This window comes from Herbaspirillum sp. AP02 (genome assembly GCF_015767275.1).
Lineage (GTDB): Bacteria > Pseudomonadota > Gammaproteobacteria > Burkholderiales > Burkholderiaceae_D > Herbaspirillum.
Window position 1 is genome coordinate 197765 of record NZ_JADWMY010000006.1, and the last position, 23627, is coordinate 221391.

Genomic DNA, 23627 nt, shown 5'->3' on the forward strand with positions numbered 1-23627 from the left:
TCCTTGCCGGTGATCAATGAGAGGCGGGTTGCCGTGCAGATGTCCACCTCGTGCGCGCTGCGCCGCCAGTGTCAACATGGACAGTGATTCGCTGCCAAAGTGCCGGCCTGGCCCTTGCGCTGCCACCGCCTGCGGCCGGTACTTCATTGATCTACGGCAAGAGTGTTGCAGAACTTGAATGGCGGCCCCGCCCGCCATCGCCCTGCCGGTCAGAACTGTTCCCAATCCGCATCGTTGCCGGTCTCCGCCTTGCTGCTGCGCGAGGCGGCGGGTTCACTCTTGCGCGCCGGCAATGCGGGAGCGGCCGCAGGGGGGCGCGCGAGTACCGAGGTCGGGCGGGCTGCCGCCGGTGGCGATTTGGCGGCGGCCGGTGCGACCGGCCGGCTGGCCGCACCGGCTGCTCCGGTCGATCGCGGCGCATGAGCGGACAGGTCGGGCTTGAGCTTGAACACGCTGACCAGTTCGGTCAGGCGGCCGGCCTGTTCCTGCAACGAACCGGCCGCAGCGGCGGCTTGTTCGACCAGTGCGGCGTTCTGCTGGGTGACCTCGTCCATCTGGGTGATGGCGATGTTGACCTGTTCGATGCCATCGCTCTGTTCAGAGCTGGCAGCGGTGATCTCGCCCACGATGTCGGTCACGCGGCGCACGCTGGCCACCACTTCGGTCATGGTGCTGCCGGCGGTTTCGACCAGCTTGCTGCCGGTATCGACCTTGGCCACGGAGTCGTCGATGAGCATCTTGATTTCCTTGGCGGCGGCGGCCGAGCGCTGCGCCAGGGAGCGCACTTCTGACGCCACCACGGCGAAGCCGCGCCCCTGCTCGCCGGCGCGGGCCGCTTCCACCGCGGCATTGAGGGCCAGGATGTTGGTCTGGAAGGCAATGCCGTCGATCACGCTGATGATTTCGACGATCTTGCGCGAGGAATCATTGATGGCCCCCATGGTATCGACCACCTGCGACACCACGCTGCCGCCCTGGCTGGCCACATCCGACGCCGAGTGCGCCAGCTGGTTGGCCTGGCGCGCGTTGTCGGCATTCTGCTTGACGGTGGAGGTCAGCTCTTCCATGGCCGAGGCGGTTTCTTCCAGCGAACTGGCTTGCTGCTCGGTGCGGGTGGAGAGGTCGAGGTTGCCGGTGGCGATCTCGCGGGAGGCGGTGTTGATGGTGTCGGTGCCTTCGCGGACCTGGGTGACGATGCGCAGCAGGCTATCGTTCATGGCCTTGAGCGAGCGCATCAGGTGACCGGTCTCGTCAGCCCCGGCGGGTTTGATCTCGACCGTCAGGTCGCCCTCGGCCACCCGTTTGGCCACGTGCATGGCGTCTTGCAGCGGACGCGAAACGATGCGTGCCACCCAGGTCGCCAGCAGCATCCCCAGGCCGATGCAGGCGGCCAGCAGGGAGCCGATCATGATGCGCGAGCTTTCATAGCGGTCCTGGGCCTCCTGGTCGGTCTCCTCGCTGCCTTTGACATTGATGTTGACGGCATTGTCGAGGGAGGCGAACAGGCGCAGGTAGACCGGCGTGACCTGCTTGACCAGGAGTTCGCGGGCATCGTCGATCTTCTGCGCCCGTACCTGGGTGGCGATGTCCTGATGCATCTTGGTGAACATGGCCAGGTCGGCCTTGATGGCGTCGAAGTTGGTCTTCTCGTCGGGGGAATTGACCAGCGGCGCGTACTTGTCCAGGACCTTGTTGAGTTCAGTGAACAGGTTACCGATGGTTTTTTCGTTGTTGTCCACGTTGCTTTCGTTGCCGGGCAGCATGTGCTGCAACTGCACCGTGCGGATGCGTGCCAGGGCGACCTTGGCCTCCAGCGGGTAGCGCACGCTGGGCAGGGAGTTGGTGGCGATTTCCGTGGAGGCGTCGTTGACCCGGGAGAGCTGCACGATGGAAAACACGCCCAGTGCGGCGGTGAGGAGCAGGATGGCGGCAAAGGTCAGCATCAGCTTGCGGGCGATGCGCAGATCGTAGAACCATTTCATGGCTTGTCCTTGGTCGAGGAGTGACGGTGGTGGGGCACGGAAATGCGGACGCCAGATCGCCCTTGCCTGCAGGGTTGGCTCATCCAGTTTAGGAGAGCACCTGGTCGGCTCAAAGCGGCAATAACAAGTCTTTTGCGGTCTAAATTGCTGCTTCGACGGGACCGTCAGGAAGGGGGCGGGCGCAAGCGGCGCGCTTTCGGTATCATGGCGACCACCCTGACCCAACCTGATCATTGGATAACCGCCTCATGCTGATTGTTTTGTCTCCCGCCAAGTCGCTGGACTATGACACGCCCCCGACCACCGATGTGTACACCACGCCGGCTTTCGTGCCGCGCTCGGCCGAGCTGATCGGCTTGCTCAAGAAACTCTCGCCCGCCGAGATCGGCAGCCTGATGGGAATTTCCGATCAGTTGTCCGTGCTCAATGTGAACCGCTATGCAAGCTGGTCGCGCAAGTTCACCACGAAGAATGCCAAGCAGGCCGTGCTGGCCTTCAACGGTGACGTCTACGAGGGCCTGGATGCGGCCTCGCTCAATGGCAAGCAACTGGATTACCTGCAGAACCATGTGCGCATCCTCTCTGGCCTGTACGGGATGTTGCGTCCGCTGGATCTGATGCAGCCGTATCGCCTGGAAATGGGGACCAAGCTGGCCAATCCCGGCGGCAAGGACCTCTACGCCTTCTGGGGCAGCGAGATCACCGAAGCCCTCAATGAGGAACTGGCCGCGCAGAAGACGCCGGTGCTGGTGAACCTGGCCTCGGACGAATACTTCAAGTCGGTCAAGCCCAAGCTGCTCAAGGCACAGGTGATCGCGCCGGTGTTCGAGGACTGGAAAGGCGGCAAGTACAAGATCATTTCCTTCTACGCCAAGCGCGCACGCGGCCTCATGGCGCGCTATGCCGCGCAGAAGAATATCAATCAGCCGGAGAAGCTCAAGGCCTTCGATCTGGAGGGCTATGCCTTCGCGCCGGAGGCATCCAATGAGAAGAACTGGGTATTCCGCCGTCGCCTGGAAGGCTGACCGACGATCAGGCATCCAGCGTCCGGCAGGGTGCATTGCCTTGCCGGGCGGAAACGCCAAATAAAAAACCCTCGCCATCTGCATGGCGAGGGTTTTTTTTCAGGGGAGTGGCTGGCTTACCAGACCTTCCACCAGGGCTTGGATTTCTGCTTGGGGCCACCGTTGTACCAGGGGCTGTTGGGGTAGGTGGCCTGGATGATGCGTTCGGTATCTTCCTTCAGCTTGGTCTGTCCCAGGGCTTCGTAGGAGCGCATCAGGATGAACAGCGCCTCTTCGTTGGCAGGCGAATCCGGATACTGCTTGATGGCACCCTGCGCGCGGTTGGCGGCCGATACGTAGGCGCCACGGCGGTAGTAGTAGTTCGCCACGTGGACGTCGTATTGCGACATGGCGTTGACCAGGTATTTCATGCGGGCAATGGCGTCCGGGGTGTACTTGCTGTCCGGGAAGCGTTCTGCGAGCAGCTTGAACGAGTCGAAGGCGTCACGCATGGCCTTGGGATCGCGCTCGGTGTTGTCCTGGTCGGTGAAGGTGTCGAAGATGCTGGTGCGATCATTGAAGTTGATCAGGCCACGCAGGTAGTACATGTAGTCGACGTTGGGATGGTTGGGGTGCAGCTTGATGAAGCGGTCCACCGCTGCCAGGCCCTGTGCCTGCTCGTTCTGGCGATAGTAGGCGTAGGCGATGTCCATCTGCGCCTGCTGCGCATAGGTACCGAAGGGATAGCGCGATTCCAGCTTCTCGAAGTACTTGATGGCCTTCTCGTAACCACCGGCATTCAGTTCGTCCTTGGCTTCCGAGTATAATTTCGAGGCAGACCAGCCGACCGTCTCGTCCTTTTGCTCCGGCAAGAGGCCGCAGGCGGTGAGCGAGAGGGCAAAACCGATGATGAAGAACTTCAATAAGATTTTGTGCATGACTCTTGTGTGCTTGTCTGGGACTTATCAGTTGTGCATGGCGCTGTGCGCCTACCCGAGCCGGCTGCATCGATACCCGAAATACAATCAACCCGATCCGGCGATTATAGCTGATGTCACGTAAGAAACCCCTTCCGATTACAAATGGCGATATGCCAATGACCCCCGACCTCCCCGCCGAGGCCGTTTTCGACGACGACGGTGAACCCGCCGTGGACGACGGCAGCACCGGCCTGGAGCCGCTTACCCTGTGCCTGGGCGATGAAGTCATCGGCCAGCGGCTGGACAAGGTCCTGTCCGGCCTGATGCCCGAATTCTCCCGCAACCGCATCCAGCAATGGATAGAGGAGGGGCACGTGACCGTCGACGGTGCCCCGGCCAAGGCCAAGATGACCATGCTGGGCGACGAGCTGGTCGAGGTCGCACCGCAGTCGGCCCCGGCCGACCAGCCCTACGGCCCCGAAGCCATGGCACTGGAGATCCTGCATGAAGACAAGTTCATCATCGTGCTCAACAAACCGGCGGGACTGGTGGTGCACCCGGCCGCCGGCAACTGGAGCGGCACGCTCTTGAATGGCCTGTTACACCATTGCCCGGCGCTGGCCAAGGTGCCGCGTGCCGGCATCGTGCACCGGCTGGACAAGGAGACCAGCGGCCTGATGGTGGTGGCCAAGACCCTGGCGGCGCAGACCGACCTGGTGCGTCAGTTGCAGGCGCGCAGCATGAAGCGCCAATACCTGGCGCTGGTGTGGGGCCTGCCGCAATTGTCCGGCACCATCAATGCGCCGATGGCGCGCCATCCGCGTGACCGCATCAAGATGGCGGTGTCGCAGAGCATGCGCGCCAAGGCAGCGGTGACCCATTACCGCCGCCTGGCCACCGGCGAGATCGATCGCAAGCCGGTAAGCCTGGTGCATTGCCGCCTGGAAACCGGGCGCACCCACCAGATCCGCGTGCATCTGCAGTCGCTGGGCTTTGCCCTGGTTGGCGATGCACTGTATGGCAAGCATCACCTGATTCCGGTGTTCCCGCGCCAGGCGTTGCTGGCGGGCCGCCTGGGTCTGGTGCACCCCGGTAGCGGCAAGTTCCGCCAGTGGGCGGCACCGGTGCCGGAGGACATCGTGGCGCTGCTGCAGCGCGCCGGCATCGATCCGGCCCTGGCAGTGATTCCCGAAATGGATGAACAGCCTGACCCGGTGGCCGGCGACTATGACGACGAAGATGATGACTATTGATCGGCCCGGTCGGGGCGGGGAGGGCGGCCCATGGAGCTGCTGATCCCCGACTGGCCGGCGCCCGCTGGCGTGGGCGCAATGACCACCTTGCGTGCCGGCGGCTACAGCCCGTCCCCCTACGACGATGGTCATGGCGGGCCTGGCCTGAACCTGGGCCTGCATGTGGCCGATGATCCCTTGCTGGTGGCACGCAACCGCGCCCTGCTGCGCCGCCTGCTGCCGCAGGAACCGGCCTGGCTGAGCCAGGTGCATGGGGTGCAGGTGTTGGACGCGGCCGCCTTGCCGGCGCAGCCGGAGGCCGATGGCTGCATCAGCAGCATGCGCGGTGCGGTGTGCGTCATGATGACCGCCGACTGTCTGCCGGTGCTGTTCTGCGACCGGGCCGGCACCGTGGTCGGCGCGGCCCATGCAGGCTGGCGCGGACTGGCAGCCGGCGTGCTGGAGCGCACCGTGGCCGCCATGCGCGAGCGCGGTGCGGCCGATGTGATGGCCTGGCTGGGGCCGGCCATCGGGCCGGAAAACTTTGAAGTCGGTGCCGAGGTGCGTGAGGCGTTCCTGGCCCATCAGGCGGAGGCTGAAGCTGCCTTTCGTGACTATCCCGGCCGTCCCGGCAAGTACCTGGCCGACATCTACCAACTGGCGCGCCAGCGGCTGGCCGCAGTCGGCGTGCACGATGTCGGCGGCGGTGGCCTGTGCACGGTCGCCGATCAGCGCTTCTATTCCTACCGGCGCGACAAGACCACGGGCCGCATGGCCTCGCTGATCTGGCTGAAATAATTCCTGGCCGATGCCGGCGGTATCAGGGGTGTGGTGCTGGTCGCCATATCAGGGGTGGCGCTGCAAGGCCAGGATCAGCTCCCGCGTATGCCCCGGCATGCCCTCCAGCCCGCGTACGCAGATCAGCAACTGGCGGCGGCTCCAGCCGTCGCTGAGCGGGATGGCGCGGATATCCATATGGCCGGTGCTGGCCAGGGCCGCCGTTTCCGGTATCACCGCCACGCCCACCTGATGCTCGACCATGCGGCAGATGCCGTCGAAGCTGCGCAGCCGCACCCGGTATTGCAGCCGCCGGCCGGCGCGCGTGGCGTGGCCCGATAGGTGCTGTTGCAAGGCGCTGTCGCCGGACAGGCCGACGAAATCCTCCCCCAGCAGTTCACTGAAGGCCAGCGACTTGCGGCGGGCCAGCGGATGCTTTTTCGACAGCACGGCCACCAGGTGATCCTGGCGGAACGGATAGGTCTGCAGCGGGCCACTGTCGATGGAATCGGCGATGATGCCGACATCGGCCACCCCATCCACCACGGCCTGCACCACCTCGTAGCTCAATTTTTCTTCCAGTTCGATATCGGTATGCGGATGCTGCGCCAGGAAGCGCGCCAGCACTTCCGGCAGGAATTCGGTCATGGCCGAGGTATTGCACAGCAGTCGGATGTGTCCCTTCAGGCCCTGCGCATACTGGCCCAGTTCATCGCGCAACTGTTCCATCTGCTGCGCCATCATGCGTGCGTGATGCGCCAGGGCGCGCCCGGCGTCGGTGGTCTGCACGCCGCGCCGGCCGCGCTCCAGCAGGGGCGTGCCCAGGGCGTCCTCCATATTGCGGATGCGGGCGCTGGCCGATGCCAGCGCCATGTGGGCACGGGCGGCACCGGCGGTGATGCTGCCGCTCTCGATGACGTAGAGGAACAGGCGCAGGTCGGATAGTTCGAATCGGTTGCTCATGGTATTGGATCGAAGGTCGGCAATCGGCAAGGGCGGGGCAGGGGCAGCCGGATTGTGCCTTCGGTCAGGCCGAAGGCTGCCTAAGTGTATTCCACATTTCCAGAGCCGGCCGAGGCTGGCAGACTGAACGCCTTGCAGTGAGAACTTCTTCGACTTTCCCTTCCGCCATGGCCAGCCTGTTTTCCTTCTTCGACATGAATGCCACCGTGCTGGCCGTGAGCCTGGCGGTGTTCCTGCTGGCCGGCTTCGTCAAGGGCGTGATCGGCCTGGGCTTGCCGACGGTGGCAGTGGGTCTGCTGAGCCTGGTGATGTCGCCGGTGCAAGCGGCGGCCTTGCTGATCGTGCCATCGATGGTCACCAACGGCTGGCAGTTGGCCACCGGTGGCGCCTTCCTGGTGCTGGCGCGGCGCCTGTGGGGCATGCTGGCCGGCATCGTGGTGGGTACCCTGGCCGGCAGCGGTCTGATGGGGGGCGACGGTGGCCGCCGTGCCGTCGTCGTTCTGGGCCTGGCGCTGATGGTGTATGCCATCGCCGGCCTGGCGGCATGGACGCCGAGCGTACGGGCCGGGCAGGAGCGCTGGTGGTCGCCGGCCATCGGGCTATTGACCGGACTGGTGACGGCCGCCACCGGTGTGTTCGTGATCCCCGCTGTCCCCTATCTACAGGCGCTGGGCTTGCAGCGCGACCAGTTGATCCAGGCGCTGGGCTTGTCCTTCACGGTCTCCACCCTGGTGCTGGCGGTCAACCTGGGGCAGGGCGGAGCCTTCAGCGGTGGCGTAGGCTGGGCCTCGCTGCTGGTGCTGGTGCCGGCATTGCTGGGCATGGCGATCGGCACCCGGGTGCGCGGCATGGTGCGTGCAGCCAGCTTCCGCCGCGCCTTCTTCATCGGCTTGCTGCTGCTGGGCCTGCATCTGGCCTGGCCCATCACCGATCTCGCGGCATGGTGGCGATGAGGCCGCCGACCAGAGCCGGCTCGGTCTGGCGGATCGAAGGGCCGAAGCAGCAGTTGCCCGGCGAAGTGCATGTCTATGCCTGGCTGGATGGCTGCATGATTGCCATGCTTGATTGTGAGTTACGTGACAGTCAAGGTTTGAAATTACGTATGGCCTATGTTTCGCCACCCTGGCGTGGCTCGGCCGTGCTGCGCGAGATGCTTGCGGTCCTCAAGCCGTGTTACCGACCGATCGCCCTGCGTCGTTCACGCAGGCGCTGAGTGCAAGGACTGAGATTTCCGATGCAGTCCACTTCCATGATGCACTGCGCAAACCAGCGCACTGCAGGGCGCGCGGGTTCACGATGATGGTGCGTATGGCCCGCTGTTTCCAAGTTTTCGTGATCGCTGGATGGGCGCCCGCTTAAGACCCTTCAGGAAGAGGAGCGGTCCTTCGCAGTGGACGGCGACTCGCATTTCACGGAACGGTCATGTTCCCCGTCTTCCTTGCGGGTGGCTGTCAATTTCTTCATATTTTGACGATTCCGCTTGCGTTGCGGCGTACCCATCAGGTATAAAACAACGGTCAGAGGAATTATCCCGTACAGCAGGAAAGTGGCGACGCCAGCGATCGCTGACTGTTCGGTGATCGACATCATGAAGACGACGTAGAGCCATGCGATAGCGACGATATACATGGTGAGATGGCGCTTCGAGACAAACCGTAAAGATACGCGAAAATTGCAGATCCGAGCATGAACAAGCAGAATCCGCAGCAACTCTCTCCCGATGTATCCGCGTGGCTGGCACAGATGTCCGATCCGAAGTTCTGGACCTCGCTGCAGTCCCAATTCCAATCCCAGTTCGAACAGTTCAGGTCGCATCTGCCGCCCATGCCGCAGATGCCGCACATGGCTGGCATGCCGCCCGGTGCCGGTCAGATCGATCCGACGCTGCTGGCCAGGCAATTGGGCGAGATGGGCGCCACGCTCGATCCCGCCGATGTGGCCCGCCTGCAGCAGGACTATACCCGCGAGTTCGGTGAGCTGTGGCAATCGATGCTGGCGGCCAAGGTGCCGGCCATCACTGACCGCCGCTTGTCGGCGCCGGCCTGGCAGGAACATCCTTACTTCGCATTCCAGGCCGCTGCCTACCAGCTCAATTCGCGCTTCCTGCTGGCCATGACCGATGCGGTCAAGGGCACCGAGAAGGTGAGGCACAAATTGCGTTTTGCGGTGCAGCAGATGATCGATGCGATGTCGCCGGCCAACTTCCTGGCCACCAACCCGGTGGCTCAGCAGAAGATCATCGAGACCCGCGGCGAGAGCCTCACCAAGGGCATCGCGCAATTGCTGGCCGACCTGCAGAAGGGCCATGTGTCGCAGACGGACGAGACCGCCTTCGAAGTCGGGCGCGACGTCGGCGCCAGCGAAGGCTCGGTGGTCTTCGAGAGCGAGCTGTTCCAGCTGATCCAGTACAAGCCGCTGACCAAGACCGTGCATGCGGTGCCGTTGTTGATCGTGCCGCCCTGCATCAACAAGTTCTACATCCTCGACCTGCAGCCGCAGAATTCGCTGGTGCGCTATACGGTGGAGCAGGGACACACCGTGTTCCTGATTTCCTGGCGCAATGCCGATGAGGCGGTCGAGGCAGCGACCTGGGACAACTACGTCGACGACGCCGTGGCGCGTTCCATCCACATCGTCCAGGAAATCAGCAAGCAGCCGCAGATCAATGCCCTCGGTTTCTGCGTGGGCGGTACCATCCTCTCCTGCGCGCTGGCGCTGCTGGCGGCCCGTGGCGAAGATCCGGTGGCCAGCCTGACGCTGTTGACCACCTTCCTCGATTTCTCCGACACCGGCGCCATCGACGTCTATATCGACGAGATGCAACTGGCCCTGCGCGAGCAGATGATCGGCCAGCGCGGCCTGATGGCCGGACGCGATTTCGCCAGCGCCTTCTCCAGCCTGCGTCCCAACGACCTGCTGTGGAACTACGTCGAATCCAATTACCTCAAGGGCGAGAAGCCCAGCGCCTTCGATCTGCTGTACTGGAATGCCGACAGCACCAACCTGCCCGGTCCCATGTTCTGCTACTACCTGCGGCACATGTATCTGGAGAATGCGCTCAAGGAACCGGGCCGCCTGACCGTGGGCGGTGAGCAGATCGACCTGCGCAAGATCAGTGCTCCGGCCTTCATCTATGCTTCGCGCGATGATCACATCGTGCCCTGGAAGTCAGCCTATGCCTCGTTGGACCTGATCAACGCCGGCAAGCGCAGCAACAACCGTTTCGTGCTGGGCGCGTCGGGCCATATTGCCGGGGTGATCAATCCGGCCTCCAAGAACAAGCGCAATTACTGGACCAACGACAAGGCCCGCGCCGGCGCCGATGCTGATGCATGGATGGCCGGTGCCAGCGAGCATCCCGGCAGTTGGTGGGGCGAGTGGGCGGCCTTCCTGGCCAAGCATGGCGGGCGCAAGGTAGCCGCGCCCAAGGCACCGGGTTCGACCCGCTACAAGCACATCGAGCCGGCACCGGGACGCTATGTCAAGGTCAAGGCCGACCAGTTGGTGGCCTGAAGAATCAGCCAGCCGGCCAGGGGAGGTCCCAGAAGCCGGCGGCGATGATGAAAAGAGGGCGGTGATCCGGCAGGCCGGAGCCGCCGACAGAGAGAGACGGTCGGTGTCGCATCCGCGGCGGTGCCGGCCAGACCAATACAGGGAAGCCGGTCAATACATGGCCTCCCGACCAATGCGGCGCAAAGCAGACTCGAAACAGGGGTAACAGGCAGCAGTTGGAACCCCAATAATCATCATCCAATAGGAGGCAGCAAATGAGCAAGCGTATCGCATATGTGACCGGTGGCATGGGCGGCATCGGGACCGCCATCTGCACCCGTCTGTGCAAGGACGGCTACACCGTGGTGGCCGGTTGCGGCCCCAATTCCACCCGCAAGGATACCTGGCTGGCTACCATGCGCGGCCATGGCTTCGACATCCATGCCTCCGAAGGCAATGTCTCCGACTGGGAATCCACCAAGGCCGCCTTCGAGAAGGTGCGCGCCGAGATCGGCGAAGTGGACGTGCTGGTCAACAACGCCGGCATCACCCGCGACGGCCAGTTCCGCAAGATGAGCAAGGCCGACTGGGATGCGGTCATCGACACCAACCTGAATTCGCTCTTCAACGTCACCAAGCAGGTCATCGAAGGCATGTGCGAGCGCGGTTTCGGCCGTATCGTCAACATCTCCTCGGTGAACGGCCAGAAGGGCCAGTTCGGTCAGACCAACTACTCCACCGCCAAGGCCGGCATCCACGGCTTCACCATGGCGCTGGCGCAGGAAGTGGCGACCAAGGGCGTGACCGTCAACACCGTCTCGCCGGGCTATGTCGGTACCGACATGGTGCGCGCCATCCGTCCGGAGGTACTGGAAAAGATCGTCTCCGGCATCCCTGTCAAGCGTCTGGGCGAGCCGGAGGAAATTGCCTCCATCGTGGCCTGGATCTCCTCTTCCGAAGGCGGCTACGCCACCGGTTCGGACTTCTCCCTCAACGGCGGCCTGTACATGGGCTGATTCCCATTGCTGCAGCTGGCGGGCCGCACGGCCGCCCGCTGCGGCCATCGGCGGAGAATTTCTCCGCACTGCACGATCAGGCTCCCCATTGTCTGTCTTCCCCCCTATAATGGCTTGCGTTGCTGCCCTGCAAAAGGACCGCAACCGCGTCGCGAGGACGACGCAAGCTGCACCACAGTAGAAGAAGCAAGGAGAGGACAGCATCAATGTCCCGGACGCCCGCGGGTCGGGAACGCATCGAAGCGGCCCGCACCGCTGCAAACCAAGGCCGGCCAACGGCTGCAATGAGAGAGACTGGACTTCAGATGACTACTGCAAAAAATTCGGCAGATCGCTTGATCAAGAAATACCCCAATCGCCGTCTTTACGACACCCAGACCAGTTCCTACATCACCTTGACCGACGTCAAGCAACTGGTGCTGGACAATGAGGAATTCACCGTGGTCGATGCCAAGAGCGGCGACGACCTGACCCGCAGCATCCTGCTGCAGATCATCCTGGAAGAAGAGTCGCATGGTGCGCCGATGTTCTCCAGTGCCGCACTGTCGCAGATCATCCGCTACTACGGCCATGCCATGCAGGGCATGATGGGCAACTATCTGGAAAAGAATATCCAGACCTTCATCGACATCCAGAACAAGCTGGCCGAAAATTCCAAGGGCTTCTACGAAGGCAAGCCCTTCAGCCCGGAGATGTGGACCCAGTTCATGAATGTGCAGGGGCCGATGATGCAGGGCATGATGAGCAACTACATCGAGCAGAGCAAGAACCTGTTCATCCAGATGCAGGAGCAGATGCAGAGCCAGACCAAGAACATGTTCGGCACCTTCCCCTTCGGCGCCACCCCGCCGGACCAGAAGAAGTAAAGCGGCCGGACAAAAGCTGCCCGACCCGACGGCCCCGCGTGGGCCGTTTCGTTTTTCTGGCGCGCCAGACCGGGCATGACCCGAAAACAGGCGCAAGTGGGCGGACGATGTACAATAGCGCCCTGATTTTTAAAGCATTTTTCGCTTTTTCCCGTATTTTCGGTCGCTTGCGGCCCGTCTCACTGAGCCATCTGCCATGTCCAATCCATCCTCTCCCGCCAGCCCGGCCCTGCCCAAGGTCGGTTTCGTCTCCCTCGGCTGCCCCAAGGCACTGGTCGATTCCGAACAGATCCTGACCCAGTTGCGGGCCGAAGGCTATGACACCGCCAAGTCCTATGACGGCGCCGATCTGGTGATCGTCAATACCTGCGGTTTCATCGATGCGGCTGTGCAGGAGTCGCTGGACGCCATCGGCGAGGCGTTGAGCGAAAACGGCAAGGTGATCGTCACCGGTTGCCTGGGTGCCAAGAAGGACGCCGAGGGTGACGACATCATCCAGAAGATTCACCCCAAGGTCTTGGAAGTGACCGGTCCGCACGCGGTGGGCGAGGTGATGCAGGCGGTGCACAAGCACCTGCCCAAGCCGCATGCCCCCTTCATCGATCTGGTGCCGCCGCAGGGCGTCAAGCTCACGCCCAAGCACTTCGCCTACCTGAAGATTTCCGAAGGCTGCAACCACCGCTGCAGCTTCTGCATCATTCCCTCCATGCGCGGCGACCTGGTTTCGCGTCCCATCGCCGATGTGATGCTGGAGGCCGAGAACCTGTTCAAGGCCGGGGTCAAGGAACTGCTGGTGATCTCGCAGGACACCAGCGCCTATGGCGTGGATGTGAAGTTCCGTACCGGCTTCTGGAATGGCAAGCCGGTCAAGACCCACATGACCCAACTGGTGGGGGCGCTGGGTGAACTGGCCCAGCAGTATGGCGCCTGGGTGCGTCTGCACTACGTCTATCCGTATCCGCACGTGGACCACATCATCCCGCTGATGGCGGAAGGCAAGATCCTGCCTTACCTGGACGTGCCATTGCAGCACGCCCACCCGGATGTGCTCAAGCGCATGAAGCGCCCGGCCAACGGCGAGAAGAACATCGAACGCATCCAGGCCTGGCGCGCCATGTGCCCGGACCTCACGATCCGCTCGACCTTCATCGCCGGTTTCCCCGGCGAGACCGAAGCGGAATTCGAATACCTGCTGGACTTCCTCAAGGAAGCCGAGATCGATCGCCTGGGCTGCTTCGCCTATTCGCCGGTGGAAGGCGCCACCGCCAACGAGATCGCCAATCCGGTACCGGAAGAAGTGCGCGAAGAACGTCGTGGCCGCGTCATGCAACTGCAGGAAGAGATTTCCAAGAAGCGCCTGCAGGCCAAGGTCGGCAAGACCTTGCGCGTGCTCATCGACGAAGTGGACCGCAACGGCGGGACCGGCCGCACCTATTCGGATGCGCCTGAAATCGACGGCGTGGTCTACGTGAAGCCGCCTTTCGAACCGCATCGCAAGCTGGAAGTCGGACAATTCGTGGATGTGCGCATCACGGCCGCCGATGCCCATGACCTGTGGGGCGCCGCCGAGTGAAGGCGCAGCGCTTGCTGATGCGCAGCCTGCTGGCGGCGGTGCTGTCCTGCGCGGTCATCGTGCCGGCACCGACCTGGGCAGCCAGGCCTGGGCCTGCCGCCAACGCACCGGAGGGGTCGTTGCAACAGCTGCTGATGACGCATGCGCTGGTGCTGCGCGGCCAGATCGATGGCCGCGACATCCAGCTTTCGCTGCAACCCAAGAAGAACGAGGACGGTGTGGAAGGGCGTTATTTCTTCTTCGGTGGCTCACCTGACATCCTGGTCGCCGGTGAGGTCGAGGGCGATGATTTCATCATGGAAGAATCGGTCAATGGCAAGGACGTCTCGGGCCAGTGGGAAGGGCATCGGCAGGGCCAGTCCATCACCGGTACCTGGTCCAGCGCCGACGGTGCCGTCACCAAGCCCTTCGCGCTGCAGCTTCCCTGATTTCCAGCAGATCCTTCCTGGCGCGTTCTGATTCCCTGACGCCCGCTTTCGGTGTCGGCAGGCTGCGCGTATAGTGATGCCTTTGCGCGCAGCTCCCCGCTGCGCGTCTCGTTTTCAGAGGCAGAACCGTGTCCGATCCCAAAGAGACTTCTCTCACGCCGCAAACTTCCCTGGTCCACAGCAGCTATCGCGCCCCGGATGGTTTTGATGCCTTCCCGGTGGCTATCCACCATGCCTCCACGGTGGTGTTCCCCAATGTCGAGGCGATGCGCTCGCGCGACTGGCGCGAAAAGCTGGGCTATACCTATGGCCTGCACGGTACGCCGACCAGTTTCGTGCTCGAAGCGCGTCTGGCCGAGATCGAGGGCGGCCATTACTGCCGCGTCACGCCCAGCGGCCTGGCGGCCATCGCCATGGTCAACTTCGCCTTCCTCAAGAGCGGCGATGACGTGCTCCTGCCGGACAATGTCTACGGCCCCAGCAAGGATCTGGGGCAGTGGCTGGAGCGCGATTACCAGATCACGGCGCGCTTCTACGACCCGATGATAGGCGAGGGCCTGGCCGACCTGATCACTCCCAACACCCGCCTGGTCTGGACCGAGACACCGGGCTCGGTCTCGATGGAAGTGCCGGACATTCCTGCCCTGTGCCGGGCGGCCCATGCCAAGGGCGTGCTGGTGGCGATCGACAATACCTGGTCCGCCGGCCTGGCCTTCAAGGCCTTCGAGCACGGCGTGGACATCGTCATGCAAGCCGTCACCAAGTACCAGTCCGGTGGTTCGGATGTGCTGATGGGTGCGGTGGTGGTGCGCGACCAGGCCCTCAACGAAAAGCTGGAGCTGGCCCATATGCGCCTGGGCTTCGGCGTGGGCATGGATGACGTCTATCTGGTGTTGCGCAGCCTGTCGTCGATGCGCCTGCGCTTCGAGGCGCACGATGCGGCCGCGCGCAAGGTGGCGGCGTGGTTGAAGCAGCGTCCCGAGATCGTGTCGGTGTTGCACCCGGCCTTCGAGGATTGCCCTGGCCATGCCCACTGGAAGCGCGACTTCACCGGGGCTGGCGGCCTGTTCTCGGTGATCTTCGATCCGCGCTACGTGGAAGAGCAGACCGATCGCTTTGTCGACAGCCTGCGCCTGTTCAAGATCGGCTACAGCTGGGGTGGTGCGCATAGTCTCTGCGTGCCTTACCGGATGCAGGGCATGCGTCGGGGATGGATGCGGGAAGGGCAGTTGGTGCGCTTCAATATTGGCCTGGAAACGCCCGAGGATCTGATCGCCGATATCGCGCAGGCCCTGGCACGCCTGTAGGCCGCGAGCGACCCTGCGGAGGCGGTATGGCACCGGGTTTGCCTTCAAGAAATTGAATAAAGGTAAATGTCGCCTCTGTTTTTCGTTTTGGCGTCGATGGGCAGGTCATAAAATCGTAGTAATTCTTGATACCGCATCCCGGCGAGCCTGGCGCCGTTGCGCAAAAAACGTCAGCTTGCGTAAATCAATGCAATTTTTCGGCAAACCTGTCGAGAAGGAAACTACAGTTTAGCTCGGCCGTCGAAGAAGAAATGCGGCTGAGCTAGTCGTTATGCAGCAACAAGCACAAGAAAATCGCCAAAATTTACAACTTATTTTGTTGCCTAGGTGTCAATTTTGTTGAGCCATTTCGGTCAAGAAACCTTTTGATCAGGAAATTCCTGATTGTCGCCGGAAGTCGCAAGGACTCTGGCTGTTCCTTTCTCCAGCACAAAAAGTGCAGGGGAAATAGGTCTTCTTGTAAGACAAAGTCTGACAAAACGCTTGCGTATGTTTCGGACGAAAAATACCGATCAAGTCTAATTTCCCGCCTGTCCGGCCCCCCTCAGAATTGGCTTGCAGTCAAGTAAATGTAAGCGATTGTAAGCAGCTCAATGCAGCCGAGAGCAGCACAGAGCAGTACGGAGTTCTTACCGAGGTGGGGTGCAAATGAATACCAACGACATGATGACGGAGATCCGCGATGCCAACCTGAGCTATCTGATGCTGGCGCAGCAGATGGTCCGTCAGGACAAGCCGACCGCAATCTTCCGGCTGGGTATCAGTGCAGAGATCGCCGACCTGATCGAAGGTTTGTCCAATGCCCAGATCATGAAACTGGCGGCGACCAACATGATGTTGACGCGCTTCCGGTTCGACGATGGCGCCATCCTCGGCATGCTTACCAATTACAACAAGGACAAAAGTCTGGCCCAGTCGCATGCGGCCATCCTGATGGCCTGTCAGCCCAGCGAGCAAATTTCGTAAAACAACAAGACAAAAGCAGTGCCGGTGCGAGCAGGGGTCTATGCGCCGGAGGGGAAGACGTACCGTAGCAGTTAATCAGTTTGTGTCTTGGATTTGCAGCCTGATGTCCATCTGCCTTGTGCACATGGAAAGGGGGCAGGCAGTGTCACTACGAAATCACCGGGGGGTAGCACCATGGCTAAAAAGAGCGTTGTCACAGAGGCGCAGGAAATTCAGCTGGCCATTGAATTGATCAACCTGGGGGCACGCCTCCAGTTGCTCGAGTCCGAAACTTCACTGTCGCGTGAGCGCCTGCTGAAGCTGTACAAGGAATTGAAGGGTGTCTCTCCGCCCAAGGGCATGCTGCCGTTCTCGACGGACTGGTTCATCACCTGGCAGCCCAACATCCATTCATCGCTGTTCATCAACGTTCATCGGTATCTGGTGGAGCATGCGCGCATCAGTGGCATCGAAGCCGTGATGAAGGCCTATAAGCTCTATCTGGAGCAGGTCGGCCAGAACGACGGCGGCGAACCGGTGCTCTCCCTCACGCGTGCCTGGACCCTGGTGCGCTTCTTCGAAAGCAAGATGCTCATGACCACGCCCTGCTGCAAGTGCGGCGGCCACTTCGTGGTGCATCGTCTGGACCTGCATCAGGACTACCTGTGCGGCCTGTGCCATATGCCTTCGCGCGCTGGCAAGACCAAGAAGGCCAAGGACGCCGTGGTCATGGGGCTGGTGGAAGCCCTGCCGGTGGCCGCCTCGGCGCCGATGGTCGCCGTGCCTGTACTGGCGGCGGTGGCCTGATCCGCGGTAGCAGTCAGTCGCTGCTGATGTGGTCACGGTTCGCCAGGTCGACCCTGACAGTGAGGCCGATTGTCCCGCCAGGAAGAATGAGGCCGATTGTCTAGATGTCTGACCTTGAGAACCACCCCGGCGCCGGTCGCAGGCCACTGCTGCAGGCGCCGGCGATCCAGGCCTTGCTGCTGTTCGCGTTGGGCCTGGTGGGTGCCAACGTGATCGACGTGCTGTGGCAGCGCGCCGGCTTTTCCTCTCTTTCCCCCCTGCAAACCTCGTTGCTGCATGGCGTGATTGCGGCGCTGCTGGCGCGTCTGCGCCGCATGGCGGTGTGGTGGTGGCTGATCCTGCTGGTTTTCCCGCTGGCGGCCTTGCTGGTGGCGCGCCTGCACTTGCCTTCATGGATGTTCCTGGCGGTGTTTCTGTTCATGCTGGTGCTGTTCTGGTCCACGTTCCGCAGCCAGGTGCCGTTCTATCCCTCGGGGCGCAGCGCCTGGGATGCCGTGGCCGGTCTGTTGCCCGAAGGGCGGGTGATCCGGTTCATGGATATCGGCAGCGGCCTGGGGGGCGCCGTGCTGGATCTTTCACGTCGCCGGCCCGAAAGTGAATTCATCGGCATCGAGATCGCGCCCTTGCCCTGGCTGGTCAGCCGCCTGCGTGCGGCGCTGGCGGGCAATCGCTGCCGGTTCGTGCGTGGTGACTATCTGCTGCTCGATTTCGCGGATTACGACGTGGTCTTCGCCTACCTCTCGCCCGCGGCCATGCTGGCGCTGTGGCACAAGGCCAGGGCCGAGATGCGGCCGGGAACGCTGTTATTGAGTTACGAGTTCCACATTCCGGGCAGCACGCCGGACCTGGTGATCCAGCCGGAGGGGGAGGGGCCGGTGCTGCATGGCTGGCGCATGTGACGCACAAAGTGGTGCATTGCGAGACGAGACGTATCAAGTTTGTCCGGATTGAGCCGTAAATCGAAAAGGAAGGGCGTTTTTCGGATATGTATTCCCTCATTTGCTTGATTGGAATACCTGTAATCTGACGAACGTGAAAATACATGCAACGCCACTGGGACGGGAGCAGGCACTTTGTTAGTCATAATCGGATATGTCATTGTCATGGGCTCCGTCTTCGGCGGCTTTGCCCTGTCCGGCGGCCATCTGGGGGCGCTGTTTCAGCCACTTGAACTGCTGATGATCGGCGGCGCCGCGGGTGGCGCGTTCCTGGTGGGTAACAACGGCAAGGCGATCAAGGCAACGATGAAGGCCTTGCCCACTGTGCTCAAGGGATCGACCTATACCAAGGCGCTCTACATGGAGCTGATGGCGCTGCTGTTCGAGATCCTGACCAAGTCCCGCAAGGAAGGCTTGATGTCCATCGAAGGCGACATCGAAGAGCCTGAGAGCAGCCCCATCTTCAGCAAGTACCCCGGCGTGCTGGCCGACCATCATCTGATCGAGTTCATGACCGACTACCTGCGTCTGATGGTGTCGGGCAACATGGATGCCTTCCAGATCGAAAACCTGATGGACAACGAAATCGAGACCCACCACCACGAGGGTGAGATTCCGGTGCACTGCATTGCCAAGCTGGGTGACGGCATGCCGGCTTTCGGTATCGTGGCCGCGGTGATGGGCGTGGTGCACACCATGGAATCGGTGGGTATCCCGCCGTCCGAACTGGGTATGCTCATTGCGCACGCGCTGGTGGGTACCTTCCTCGGTATTCTGCTGGCCTACGGTTTCGTGGGTCCGCTGTCGAGCCTGCTGGAACAGAAGCTGCACGAATCGACCAAGATCTATCAGTGCGTGAAGGTGACGCTGCTGGCCAGCCTGAATGGTTATGCGCCGGCCCTGTCGATCGAATTCGGCCGCAAGGTCCTGTTCTCGACCGAACGTCCGACCTTCCTGGAACTGGAAGAACACGTCAAGCAGGCCAAGAGCAAGTAATCCTGCCTCTGGCGGGCGGTAGGCACATCGATTCACCCAGACATCAGCATTGAGCAGGAGTAAGGCATGGCCGACGAAGGGCTACGTCCCATAATCGTTAAGCGGATCAAGAAGGGCGGCGGTGGTCACCACGGCGGCGCCTGGAAGATCGCGTACGCCGACTTCGTGACTGCGATGATGGCGTTCTTCCTGCTGATGTGGCTGCTGGGTTCGACCGCCAAAGGGGACCTGAACGGTATTGCCGAATATTTCAAGACACCTCTGAAGGTGGCCATGGCCGGTGGCTCCGGGAGTGGCGACGCCAATACCGTGCTGCCGGGCGGCGGCAAGGACCTGACCCGCCAGGACGGCCAGTTGCGCAAGGGCGAGAACGACGTGGTCACGCGCAAGCAGACTCTCAAGCAGGCCCAGCAGGAACTGGAACGTGCCGAGCGCTCGCGCCTGGAGCAGCTCAAGTCGCGCCTGGAAAAGGCTATCGATTCCAATCCGACGCTGAAGCAGTTCAAGAACCAGCTATTGATCGACATCACCTCGGAAGGCTTGCGTATCCAGATCGTGGACGAGAAGAACCGTCCCATGTTTGCCCTGGCCAGCGCCCAGTTGCAGCCCTATACCAAGGAAATCCTGCACGAGATCGGGCGCACCCTGAACGATGTCCCCAACAAGATCAGTTTGTCCGGGCATACCGATGCCACGCCATATTCCCGGGGCGAGAAGGGCTACAGCAACTGGGAACTGTCGGCTGACCGCGCCAATGCATCGCGCCGCGAGCTGATCACCGGTGGCATGGACGAATCCAAGGTACTGCGGGTGGTGGGCCTGTCCTCGGCGGTGCTGCTGGACAAGGAAGATCCGTTCAACCCCATCAACCGCCGCATCAGCATCATCGTCATGAACAAGAAGGCCGAGGAACTGGTCGAGAAGGATAGTGGCTCGCTGAACGTGCCTACCGACGCCAGCGACGACGACATTCAGCAGGGTTTGACTGCGCCGCCCAAGAACTGAGGCAGGCGTTGGGGGTAGGGATTTGCAATTGAAGCAGAAGTGTTCCAACTGAACAGGGGAAGAGAGCTGGATATGCCGACCAAGACCATGCTGCAGGAGCTCAAGCGCTTGTTGCTCGATACTGCCAGCGGCGGCAGCCGCCAATTGACGGAAGTGGAGTCGGACCTGGTCCAGACCAACATCCTCCTGGGCGAAGCCATCGGCAAGCTGGGGACCAGCTTCATGGAGCTGCACCGTTCGGTGCAGGCCCAGCAGACCATCCTCGAGGGCCTGATGAATGGCACGGGTGAATTCGACAGCGAGAGCATCGAACAACTCAAGGCCACCCAGGCGCAGGTCAGCCACCATGTCAACGCGGCCGTGACCGGCCTGCAGTTCCAGGACATGACCAGCCAACTGCTGGAGCGCATCGTGCGACGCGTGATCGGGCTGCGGGAAGCCCTGGGCGTGTTGAGCGCCAACAGTTTCGAGATCGTGCCGGAACAGGGGCAGACCGATGAGGAACTCAGGGAACTGCTGGCCAGTACCGTGCAGGCCATGGAGGAGCGGCTGACCGTGCTCGATACCGGGTTATGGAAAGCGGTGCGCCAGACGCGCATGGAAAGCGGCGATATCGAGTTGTTCTAAGCCCTTGCGGGCTGAGTGGGTCAAGATTGAACTAGGTCATTCCGGCGGTGGCGGGGCGATAGGTCGGAGACCAGAGCTGCGGCATAATGCACACGCGCATGAGCCTTATTGAAGAAACAGGGAGTAACGATGTCCAAAACGATTCTCGCAGTAGATGATTCCGGGTCACTGCGCCAGATGGTGGTATTCAGTCTGAAGGCTGCGGGTTACAACGTCACCGAAGCGGTCGACGGCGTGGACGCGCTGGAAAAGGCCAAGACGCATACCTTCGACCTGGTCCTGACCGACCAGAACATGCCGCGCATGGATGGCCTGACCCTGATCCGTTCACTGCGCGAGCTGACCAGCTATGCGCGGGTGCCGATCCTGATGCTGACCACCGAGTTCAGCGACGAGATGAAGGCCAAGGGCAAGGCGGCCGGCGCCAACGGTTGGCTGGTCAAGCCGTTCGATCCGCAGCGCCTGACTGAGGTGGTGCGCAAGGTCATCGGCTGAATTTGCCGGGATAACAAGAACGATACGAACCGCATCCAGCATGGAGCCCAGGCATGAGCATTGATATGAGCCAGTTTTTCCAGGTCTTTTTCGACGAGGCCGAGGAAGGGCTCGCGGAAATGGAAAAGCTGTTGTTGGCCGTCAATGTGGCCTCGCCCGATCCGGAGGACCTCAACGCCGTATTTCGCGCCGCGCATTCCATCAAGGGGGGCTCGTCGACCTTCGGCCTGACCGATATCGCCGAAGTCACGCACGTGCTGGAGTCCCTGCTGGATCGTATCCGCCAGGGGCAGATGGCGCTGACCTCTGAACATGTGGACGCCTTCCTGGCGGCCAAGGACGTGTTGAAATCCATGCTCGACGGCCACAAGCACGGCGCCGAGGTGGATCTGGACGCAGTGGGTGACGTGCGCATGCTGCTGGAGGCCCTGTCGCAGGGCAAGAGCTCCAGTGTGGCCGCACCCAGGACTGCTGCTGCAGCGCCAGCCGGCGCCGTGGTCGGTCCCGACGGCGCGCGTCGCTATCGCCTGGAAATGCCGGTCATCGCCGACAAGGATGCCGAGGCGCTGGCCGACGAGCTGTCCATGCTGGGCAAGATCGAAAAGGCCAAGTCTCCGGAAGGAAACTGGGTCTTCATTCTCGATACGGCTGAACCGATCGATGACGTGGTCGCCATCTGCGCCTTCATCGTCAACGTGGCCGATCTGAAGATTTCGCAGGCGGTCGATCCTGGCCAGGCCGCTGATGCCGAGCGTGGCTATGGTTTCTTCGATAATTTCGTCACCCAGGAAGATCGCGAACGCGCCCAGGGTTACGGTTTCTTCGACAATCAGACCACGCTGGAAGACAAGGAACGCGAGCAGGGGTACGGCTTCTTTGCCCCCTTCGTGCCGCTGGACATCAGCGCCAGGAAGCCGGAAGCAGACAGCGCGGCACATGGTGCCGCCAGTGGCGGCAACGGTGCTAACGGTGCCAACGGTCATCATGACGATGCCCACCTGCATGGCGAGCACGCCTCCTCGGAAAAGAAATCCGCCAAGGGTGGCGCAGGGCAGGGGCAGGAATCCTCGTCGATTCGCGTAAGCATCGAGAAGGTCGACCAGCTGATCAACCTGGTCGGCGAACTGGTGATTACCCAGGCCATGATCGAGCAGCGCGTCGGCAAGCTGGATCCGATGCAGCATGAACACCTGCTCAACAGCGTCAGCCAGTTGAGCCGCAATACCCGGGATCTGCAGGAATCGGTGATGTCGATCCGCATGATGCCGATGGACTATGTGTTTTCGCGCTTCCCGCGCATGGTGCGCGATCTGGCGCACAAGTTGGGCAAGCAGGTCGAATTCGTCACCCATGGCGCCGCCACCGAACTGGACAAGGGCCTGATCGAACGCATCGTCGATCCCCTCACGCACCTGGTGCGCAACAGCATTGACCATGGCATCGAACTGCCGGATGCGCGCCGCAGCGCAGGCAAGGGCGAAGCCGGGGTGCTGGCGCTGTCGGCCGAGCACCAGGGCGGCAACATCATCATCGAGGTCACCGATGACGGTGGCGGTCTGAACCGCGACAAGATCCTGGCCAAGGCCAAGCAGCAGGGCATGCCGGTGACCGACAACCTGTCGGACGCCGAGGTCTGGCAACTGATCTTCGAGCCGGGCTTCTCCACCGCCGAACAGGTGACCGACGTGTCGGGCCGTGGCGTGGGTATGGATGTGGTCAAGCGCAACATCCTGGCCATGGGCGGCGCGGTCGATATCCGCTCCAGCAAGGGCTTTGGTACCACCATCTCGATCTCTCTGCCGCTGACACTGGCCATCCTGGACGGCATGTCGATCCGGATTGGTGAAGAAGTGTACATATTGCCGCTGGGATATGTGGTTGAATCTTTGCAGCCATTGGAGCAAGATATCAAGGAGATTTCTGGCCAGGGCAAGGTGCTGCGCGTACGCGGCGAATATCTGCCACTGATCCCGCTTTATCAGATTTTCAACATCGAACCTTCCTTCACCAATCCTTCGCAAGGATTGGTGGTCATTCTGGAGTCAGATGGGAAAAAGGCGGCACTTTTCGTGGACGACCTGATCGGACAGCAGCAGATTGTTGTCAAGAATCTGGAATCGAACTATCGGAAGGTCGCCGGCATTTCCGGAGCAACCATTCTGGGCGACGGCGGCGTCGCCCTGATTGTCGATGTGGCAGCCTTGCTGCGATCCAGCCGCCAACTGAACGACGAATCTGTATTTTCCTGATATTT

23 protein-coding genes are annotated in these 23627 nt (G+C 61.8%); 19 read left to right on the forward strand and 4 right to left on the reverse strand.

Annotated features, from left to right (window positions below):
* Positions 1–209 precede the first annotated feature (209 nt).
* Positions 210–1982 carry a methyl-accepting chemotaxis protein gene (locus tag I5R65_RS14345; protein WP_180668310.1) on the reverse strand — a complete coding sequence of 591 codons (1773 nt, stop codon included), beginning with the start codon at positions 1980–1982 and terminating at the stop codon, positions 210–212.
* A 248-nt stretch (positions 1983–2230) separates the two neighbouring features.
* On the opposite strand from I5R65_RS14345, the gene yaaA reads away from it, so the two are divergent.
* Positions 2231–3007 carry a peroxide stress protein YaaA gene (gene yaaA / locus I5R65_RS14350; protein WP_180668311.1) on the forward strand — a complete coding sequence of 259 codons (777 nt, stop codon included), beginning with the start codon at positions 2231–2233 and terminating at the stop codon, positions 3005–3007.
* Positions 3008–3123: 116 nt separating this feature from the next.
* Here the strand turns inward: yaaA and I5R65_RS14355 are convergent, their stop codons facing one another.
* On the reverse strand, positions 3124–3924 hold the full coding sequence (locus I5R65_RS14355; RefSeq protein ID WP_180668312.1) for an outer membrane protein assembly factor BamD: 801 nt from the start codon (positions 3922–3924) through the stop codon (positions 3124–3126).
* Between the two features lie 113 nt (positions 3925–4037).
* Here I5R65_RS14355 and I5R65_RS14360 point away from each other — a divergent pair, with 113 nt between their 5' ends.
* On the forward strand, positions 4038–5159 hold the full coding sequence (locus I5R65_RS14360; protein WP_180668313.1) for an RluA family pseudouridine synthase: 1122 nt from the start codon (positions 4038–4040) through the stop codon (positions 5157–5159).
* A 30-nt stretch (positions 5160–5189) separates the two neighbouring features.
* On the forward strand, positions 5190–5936 hold the full coding sequence (gene pgeF, locus I5R65_RS14365) for a peptidoglycan editing factor PgeF (protein WP_180668314.1): 747 nt from the start codon (positions 5190–5192) through the stop codon (positions 5934–5936).
* A 48-nt stretch (positions 5937–5984) separates the two neighbouring features.
* Here pgeF and I5R65_RS14370 read toward each other — a convergent pair whose 3' ends face one another.
* Positions 5985–6878: a LysR substrate-binding domain-containing protein gene (locus I5R65_RS14370; protein WP_180668315.1), complete on the reverse strand. Its 894-nt coding sequence runs from the start codon at positions 6876–6878 to the stop codon at positions 5985–5987.
* A 167-nt stretch (positions 6879–7045) separates the two neighbouring features.
* Here I5R65_RS14370 and I5R65_RS14375 point away from each other — a divergent pair, with 167 nt between their 5' ends.
* Entirely contained in the window at positions 7046–7831 is a 786-nt protein-coding gene (locus I5R65_RS14375; protein WP_180668390.1) for a sulfite exporter TauE/SafE family protein, read from the forward strand.
* A complete protein-coding gene (locus I5R65_RS14380; protein WP_180668316.1) occupies positions 7819–8091 on the forward strand; it encodes a hypothetical protein in 273 nt (90 codons plus the stop codon). Before I5R65_RS14375 ends, I5R65_RS14380 begins: the two co-directional genes overlap by 13 nt.
* 152 nt (positions 8092–8243) lie before the next feature.
* Here the strand turns inward: I5R65_RS14380 and I5R65_RS14385 are convergent, their stop codons facing one another.
* Positions 8244–8507, reverse strand: coding sequence for a hypothetical protein (locus I5R65_RS14385; protein ID WP_180668317.1), 264 nt, complete (start codon positions 8505–8507; stop codon positions 8244–8246).
* Between the two features lie 57 nt (positions 8508–8564).
* Here I5R65_RS14385 and phaC point away from each other — a divergent pair, with 57 nt between their 5' ends.
* The 14 genes from phaC to cheA all read left to right on the forward strand — a co-directional run bounded on the left by phaC (position 8565) and on the right by cheA (position 23622).
* Positions 8565–10391, forward strand: a complete 1827-nt coding sequence (phaC, locus tag I5R65_RS14390; RefSeq protein WP_180668318.1) for a class I poly(R)-hydroxyalkanoic acid synthase — start codon at positions 8565–8567, stop codon at positions 10389–10391.
* 254 nt (positions 10392–10645) lie between these two features.
* Positions 10646–11386, forward strand: a complete 741-nt coding sequence (locus I5R65_RS14395) for a 3-ketoacyl-ACP reductase (protein WP_180668319.1) — start codon at positions 10646–10648, stop codon at positions 11384–11386.
* Positions 11387–11691: 305 nt separating this feature from the next.
* Entirely contained in the window at positions 11692–12252 is a 561-nt protein-coding gene (gene phaR, locus I5R65_RS14400) for a polyhydroxyalkanoate synthesis repressor PhaR (RefSeq protein WP_180668320.1), read from the forward strand.
* Positions 12253–12448: 196 nt separating this feature from the next.
* Positions 12449–13825: a 30S ribosomal protein S12 methylthiotransferase RimO gene (rimO, locus tag I5R65_RS14405; RefSeq protein ID WP_180668321.1), complete on the forward strand. Its 1377-nt coding sequence runs from the start codon at positions 12449–12451 to the stop codon at positions 13823–13825.
* 17 nt (positions 13826–13842) lie between these two features.
* The gene (locus tag I5R65_RS14410) at positions 13843–14253 is read left to right on the forward strand and encodes a hypothetical protein (RefSeq protein WP_180668391.1); all 411 of its coding nucleotides are present in this window, start codon (positions 13843–13845) and stop codon (positions 14251–14253) included.
* Positions 14254–14381: 128 nt separating this feature from the next.
* Positions 14382–15560 carry a cystathionine beta-lyase gene (locus I5R65_RS14415; protein ID WP_180668322.1) on the forward strand — a complete coding sequence of 393 codons (1179 nt, stop codon included), beginning with the start codon at positions 14382–14384 and terminating at the stop codon, positions 15558–15560.
* 648 nt (positions 15561–16208) lie between these two features.
* Positions 16209–16526 carry a flagellar transcriptional regulator FlhD gene (flhD, locus tag I5R65_RS14420; protein ID WP_180668323.1) on the forward strand — a complete coding sequence of 106 codons (318 nt, stop codon included), beginning with the start codon at positions 16209–16211 and terminating at the stop codon, positions 16524–16526.
* 174 nt (positions 16527–16700) lie between these two features.
* Entirely contained in the window at positions 16701–17312 is a 612-nt protein-coding gene (gene flhC, locus I5R65_RS14425) for a flagellar transcriptional regulator FlhC (RefSeq protein ID WP_180668324.1), read from the forward strand.
* 104 nt (positions 17313–17416) lie between these two features.
* The gene (locus I5R65_RS14430) at positions 17417–18211 is read left to right on the forward strand and encodes a class I SAM-dependent methyltransferase (protein WP_180668325.1); all 795 of its coding nucleotides are present in this window, start codon (positions 17417–17419) and stop codon (positions 18209–18211) included.
* A 174-nt stretch (positions 18212–18385) separates the two neighbouring features.
* Positions 18386–19246: a flagellar motor stator protein MotA gene (gene motA / locus I5R65_RS14435; protein WP_006463266.1), complete on the forward strand. Its 861-nt coding sequence runs from the start codon at positions 18386–18388 to the stop codon at positions 19244–19246.
* 66 nt (positions 19247–19312) lie between these two features.
* Positions 19313–20251 (forward strand): flagellar motor protein MotB, encoded by a 939-nt coding sequence (motB, locus tag I5R65_RS14440; protein WP_077235672.1) that lies wholly within the window; start codon positions 19313–19315, stop codon positions 20249–20251.
* Positions 20252–20323: 72 nt separating this feature from the next.
* Positions 20324–20878, forward strand: coding sequence for a chemotaxis protein (locus I5R65_RS14445; protein ID WP_102661857.1), 555 nt, complete (start codon positions 20324–20326; stop codon positions 20876–20878).
* A 129-nt stretch (positions 20879–21007) separates the two neighbouring features.
* A complete protein-coding gene (locus tag I5R65_RS14450) occupies positions 21008–21373 on the forward strand; it encodes a response regulator (protein ID WP_006463269.1) in 366 nt (121 codons plus the stop codon).
* A 53-nt stretch (positions 21374–21426) separates the two neighbouring features.
* The gene (gene cheA / locus I5R65_RS14455) at positions 21427–23622 is read left to right on the forward strand and encodes a chemotaxis protein CheA (protein WP_180668326.1); all 2196 of its coding nucleotides are present in this window, start codon (positions 21427–21429) and stop codon (positions 23620–23622) included.
* Positions 23623–23627 lie beyond the last annotated feature (5 nt).

What these genes read in the sequence shown, in the direction of transcription:
- I5R65_RS14345 (WP_180668310.1), bottom strand. Translation starts at nt 1,982, where the DNA reads ATGAAATGGTTCTACGATCTGCGCATCGCCCGCAAGCTGATGCTGACC.
- yaaA (WP_180668311.1), top strand. Translation starts at nt 2,231, where the DNA reads ATGCTGATTGTTTTGTCTCCCGCCAAGTCGCTGGACTATGACACGCCC.
- I5R65_RS14355 (WP_180668312.1), bottom strand. Translation starts at nt 3,924, where the DNA reads ATGCACAAAATCTTATTGAAGTTCTTCATCATCGGTTTTGCCCTCTCG.
- I5R65_RS14360 (WP_180668313.1), top strand. Translation starts at nt 4,038, where the DNA reads ATGTCACGTAAGAAACCCCTTCCGATTACAAATGGCGATATGCCAATG.
- pgeF (WP_180668314.1), top strand. Translation starts at nt 5,190, where the DNA reads ATGGAGCTGCTGATCCCCGACTGGCCGGCGCCCGCTGGCGTGGGCGCA.
- I5R65_RS14370 (WP_180668315.1), bottom strand. Translation starts at nt 6,878, where the DNA reads ATGAGCAACCGATTCGAACTATCCGACCTGCGCCTGTTCCTCTACGTC.
- I5R65_RS14375 (WP_180668390.1), top strand. Translation starts at nt 7,046, where the DNA reads ATGGCCAGCCTGTTTTCCTTCTTCGACATGAATGCCACCGTGCTGGCC.
- I5R65_RS14380 (WP_180668316.1), top strand. Translation starts at nt 7,819, where the DNA reads ATGGTGGCGATGAGGCCGCCGACCAGAGCCGGCTCGGTCTGGCGGATC.
- I5R65_RS14385 (WP_180668317.1), bottom strand. Translation starts at nt 8,507, where the DNA reads ATGTATATCGTCGCTATCGCATGGCTCTACGTCGTCTTCATGATGTCG.
- phaC (WP_180668318.1), top strand. Translation starts at nt 8,565, where the DNA reads ATGAACAAGCAGAATCCGCAGCAACTCTCTCCCGATGTATCCGCGTGG.
- I5R65_RS14395 (WP_180668319.1), top strand. Translation starts at nt 10,646, where the DNA reads ATGAGCAAGCGTATCGCATATGTGACCGGTGGCATGGGCGGCATCGGG.
- phaR (WP_180668320.1), top strand. Translation starts at nt 11,692, where the DNA reads ATGACTACTGCAAAAAATTCGGCAGATCGCTTGATCAAGAAATACCCC.
- rimO (WP_180668321.1), top strand. Translation starts at nt 12,449, where the DNA reads ATGTCCAATCCATCCTCTCCCGCCAGCCCGGCCCTGCCCAAGGTCGGT.
- I5R65_RS14410 (WP_180668391.1), top strand. Translation starts at nt 13,843, where the DNA reads ATGCGCAGCCTGCTGGCGGCGGTGCTGTCCTGCGCGGTCATCGTGCCG.
- flhD (WP_180668323.1), top strand. Translation starts at nt 16,209, where the DNA reads ATGAATACCAACGACATGATGACGGAGATCCGCGATGCCAACCTGAGC.
- flhC (WP_180668324.1), top strand. Translation starts at nt 16,701, where the DNA reads ATGGCTAAAAAGAGCGTTGTCACAGAGGCGCAGGAAATTCAGCTGGCC.
- I5R65_RS14430 (WP_180668325.1), top strand. Translation starts at nt 17,417, where the DNA reads ATGTCTGACCTTGAGAACCACCCCGGCGCCGGTCGCAGGCCACTGCTG.
- motB (WP_077235672.1), top strand. Translation starts at nt 19,313, where the DNA reads ATGGCCGACGAAGGGCTACGTCCCATAATCGTTAAGCGGATCAAGAAG.
- I5R65_RS14445 (WP_102661857.1), top strand. Translation starts at nt 20,324, where the DNA reads ATGCCGACCAAGACCATGCTGCAGGAGCTCAAGCGCTTGTTGCTCGAT.
- I5R65_RS14450 (WP_006463269.1), top strand. Translation starts at nt 21,008, where the DNA reads ATGTCCAAAACGATTCTCGCAGTAGATGATTCCGGGTCACTGCGCCAG.
- cheA (WP_180668326.1), top strand. Translation starts at nt 21,427, where the DNA reads ATGAGCATTGATATGAGCCAGTTTTTCCAGGTCTTTTTCGACGAGGCC.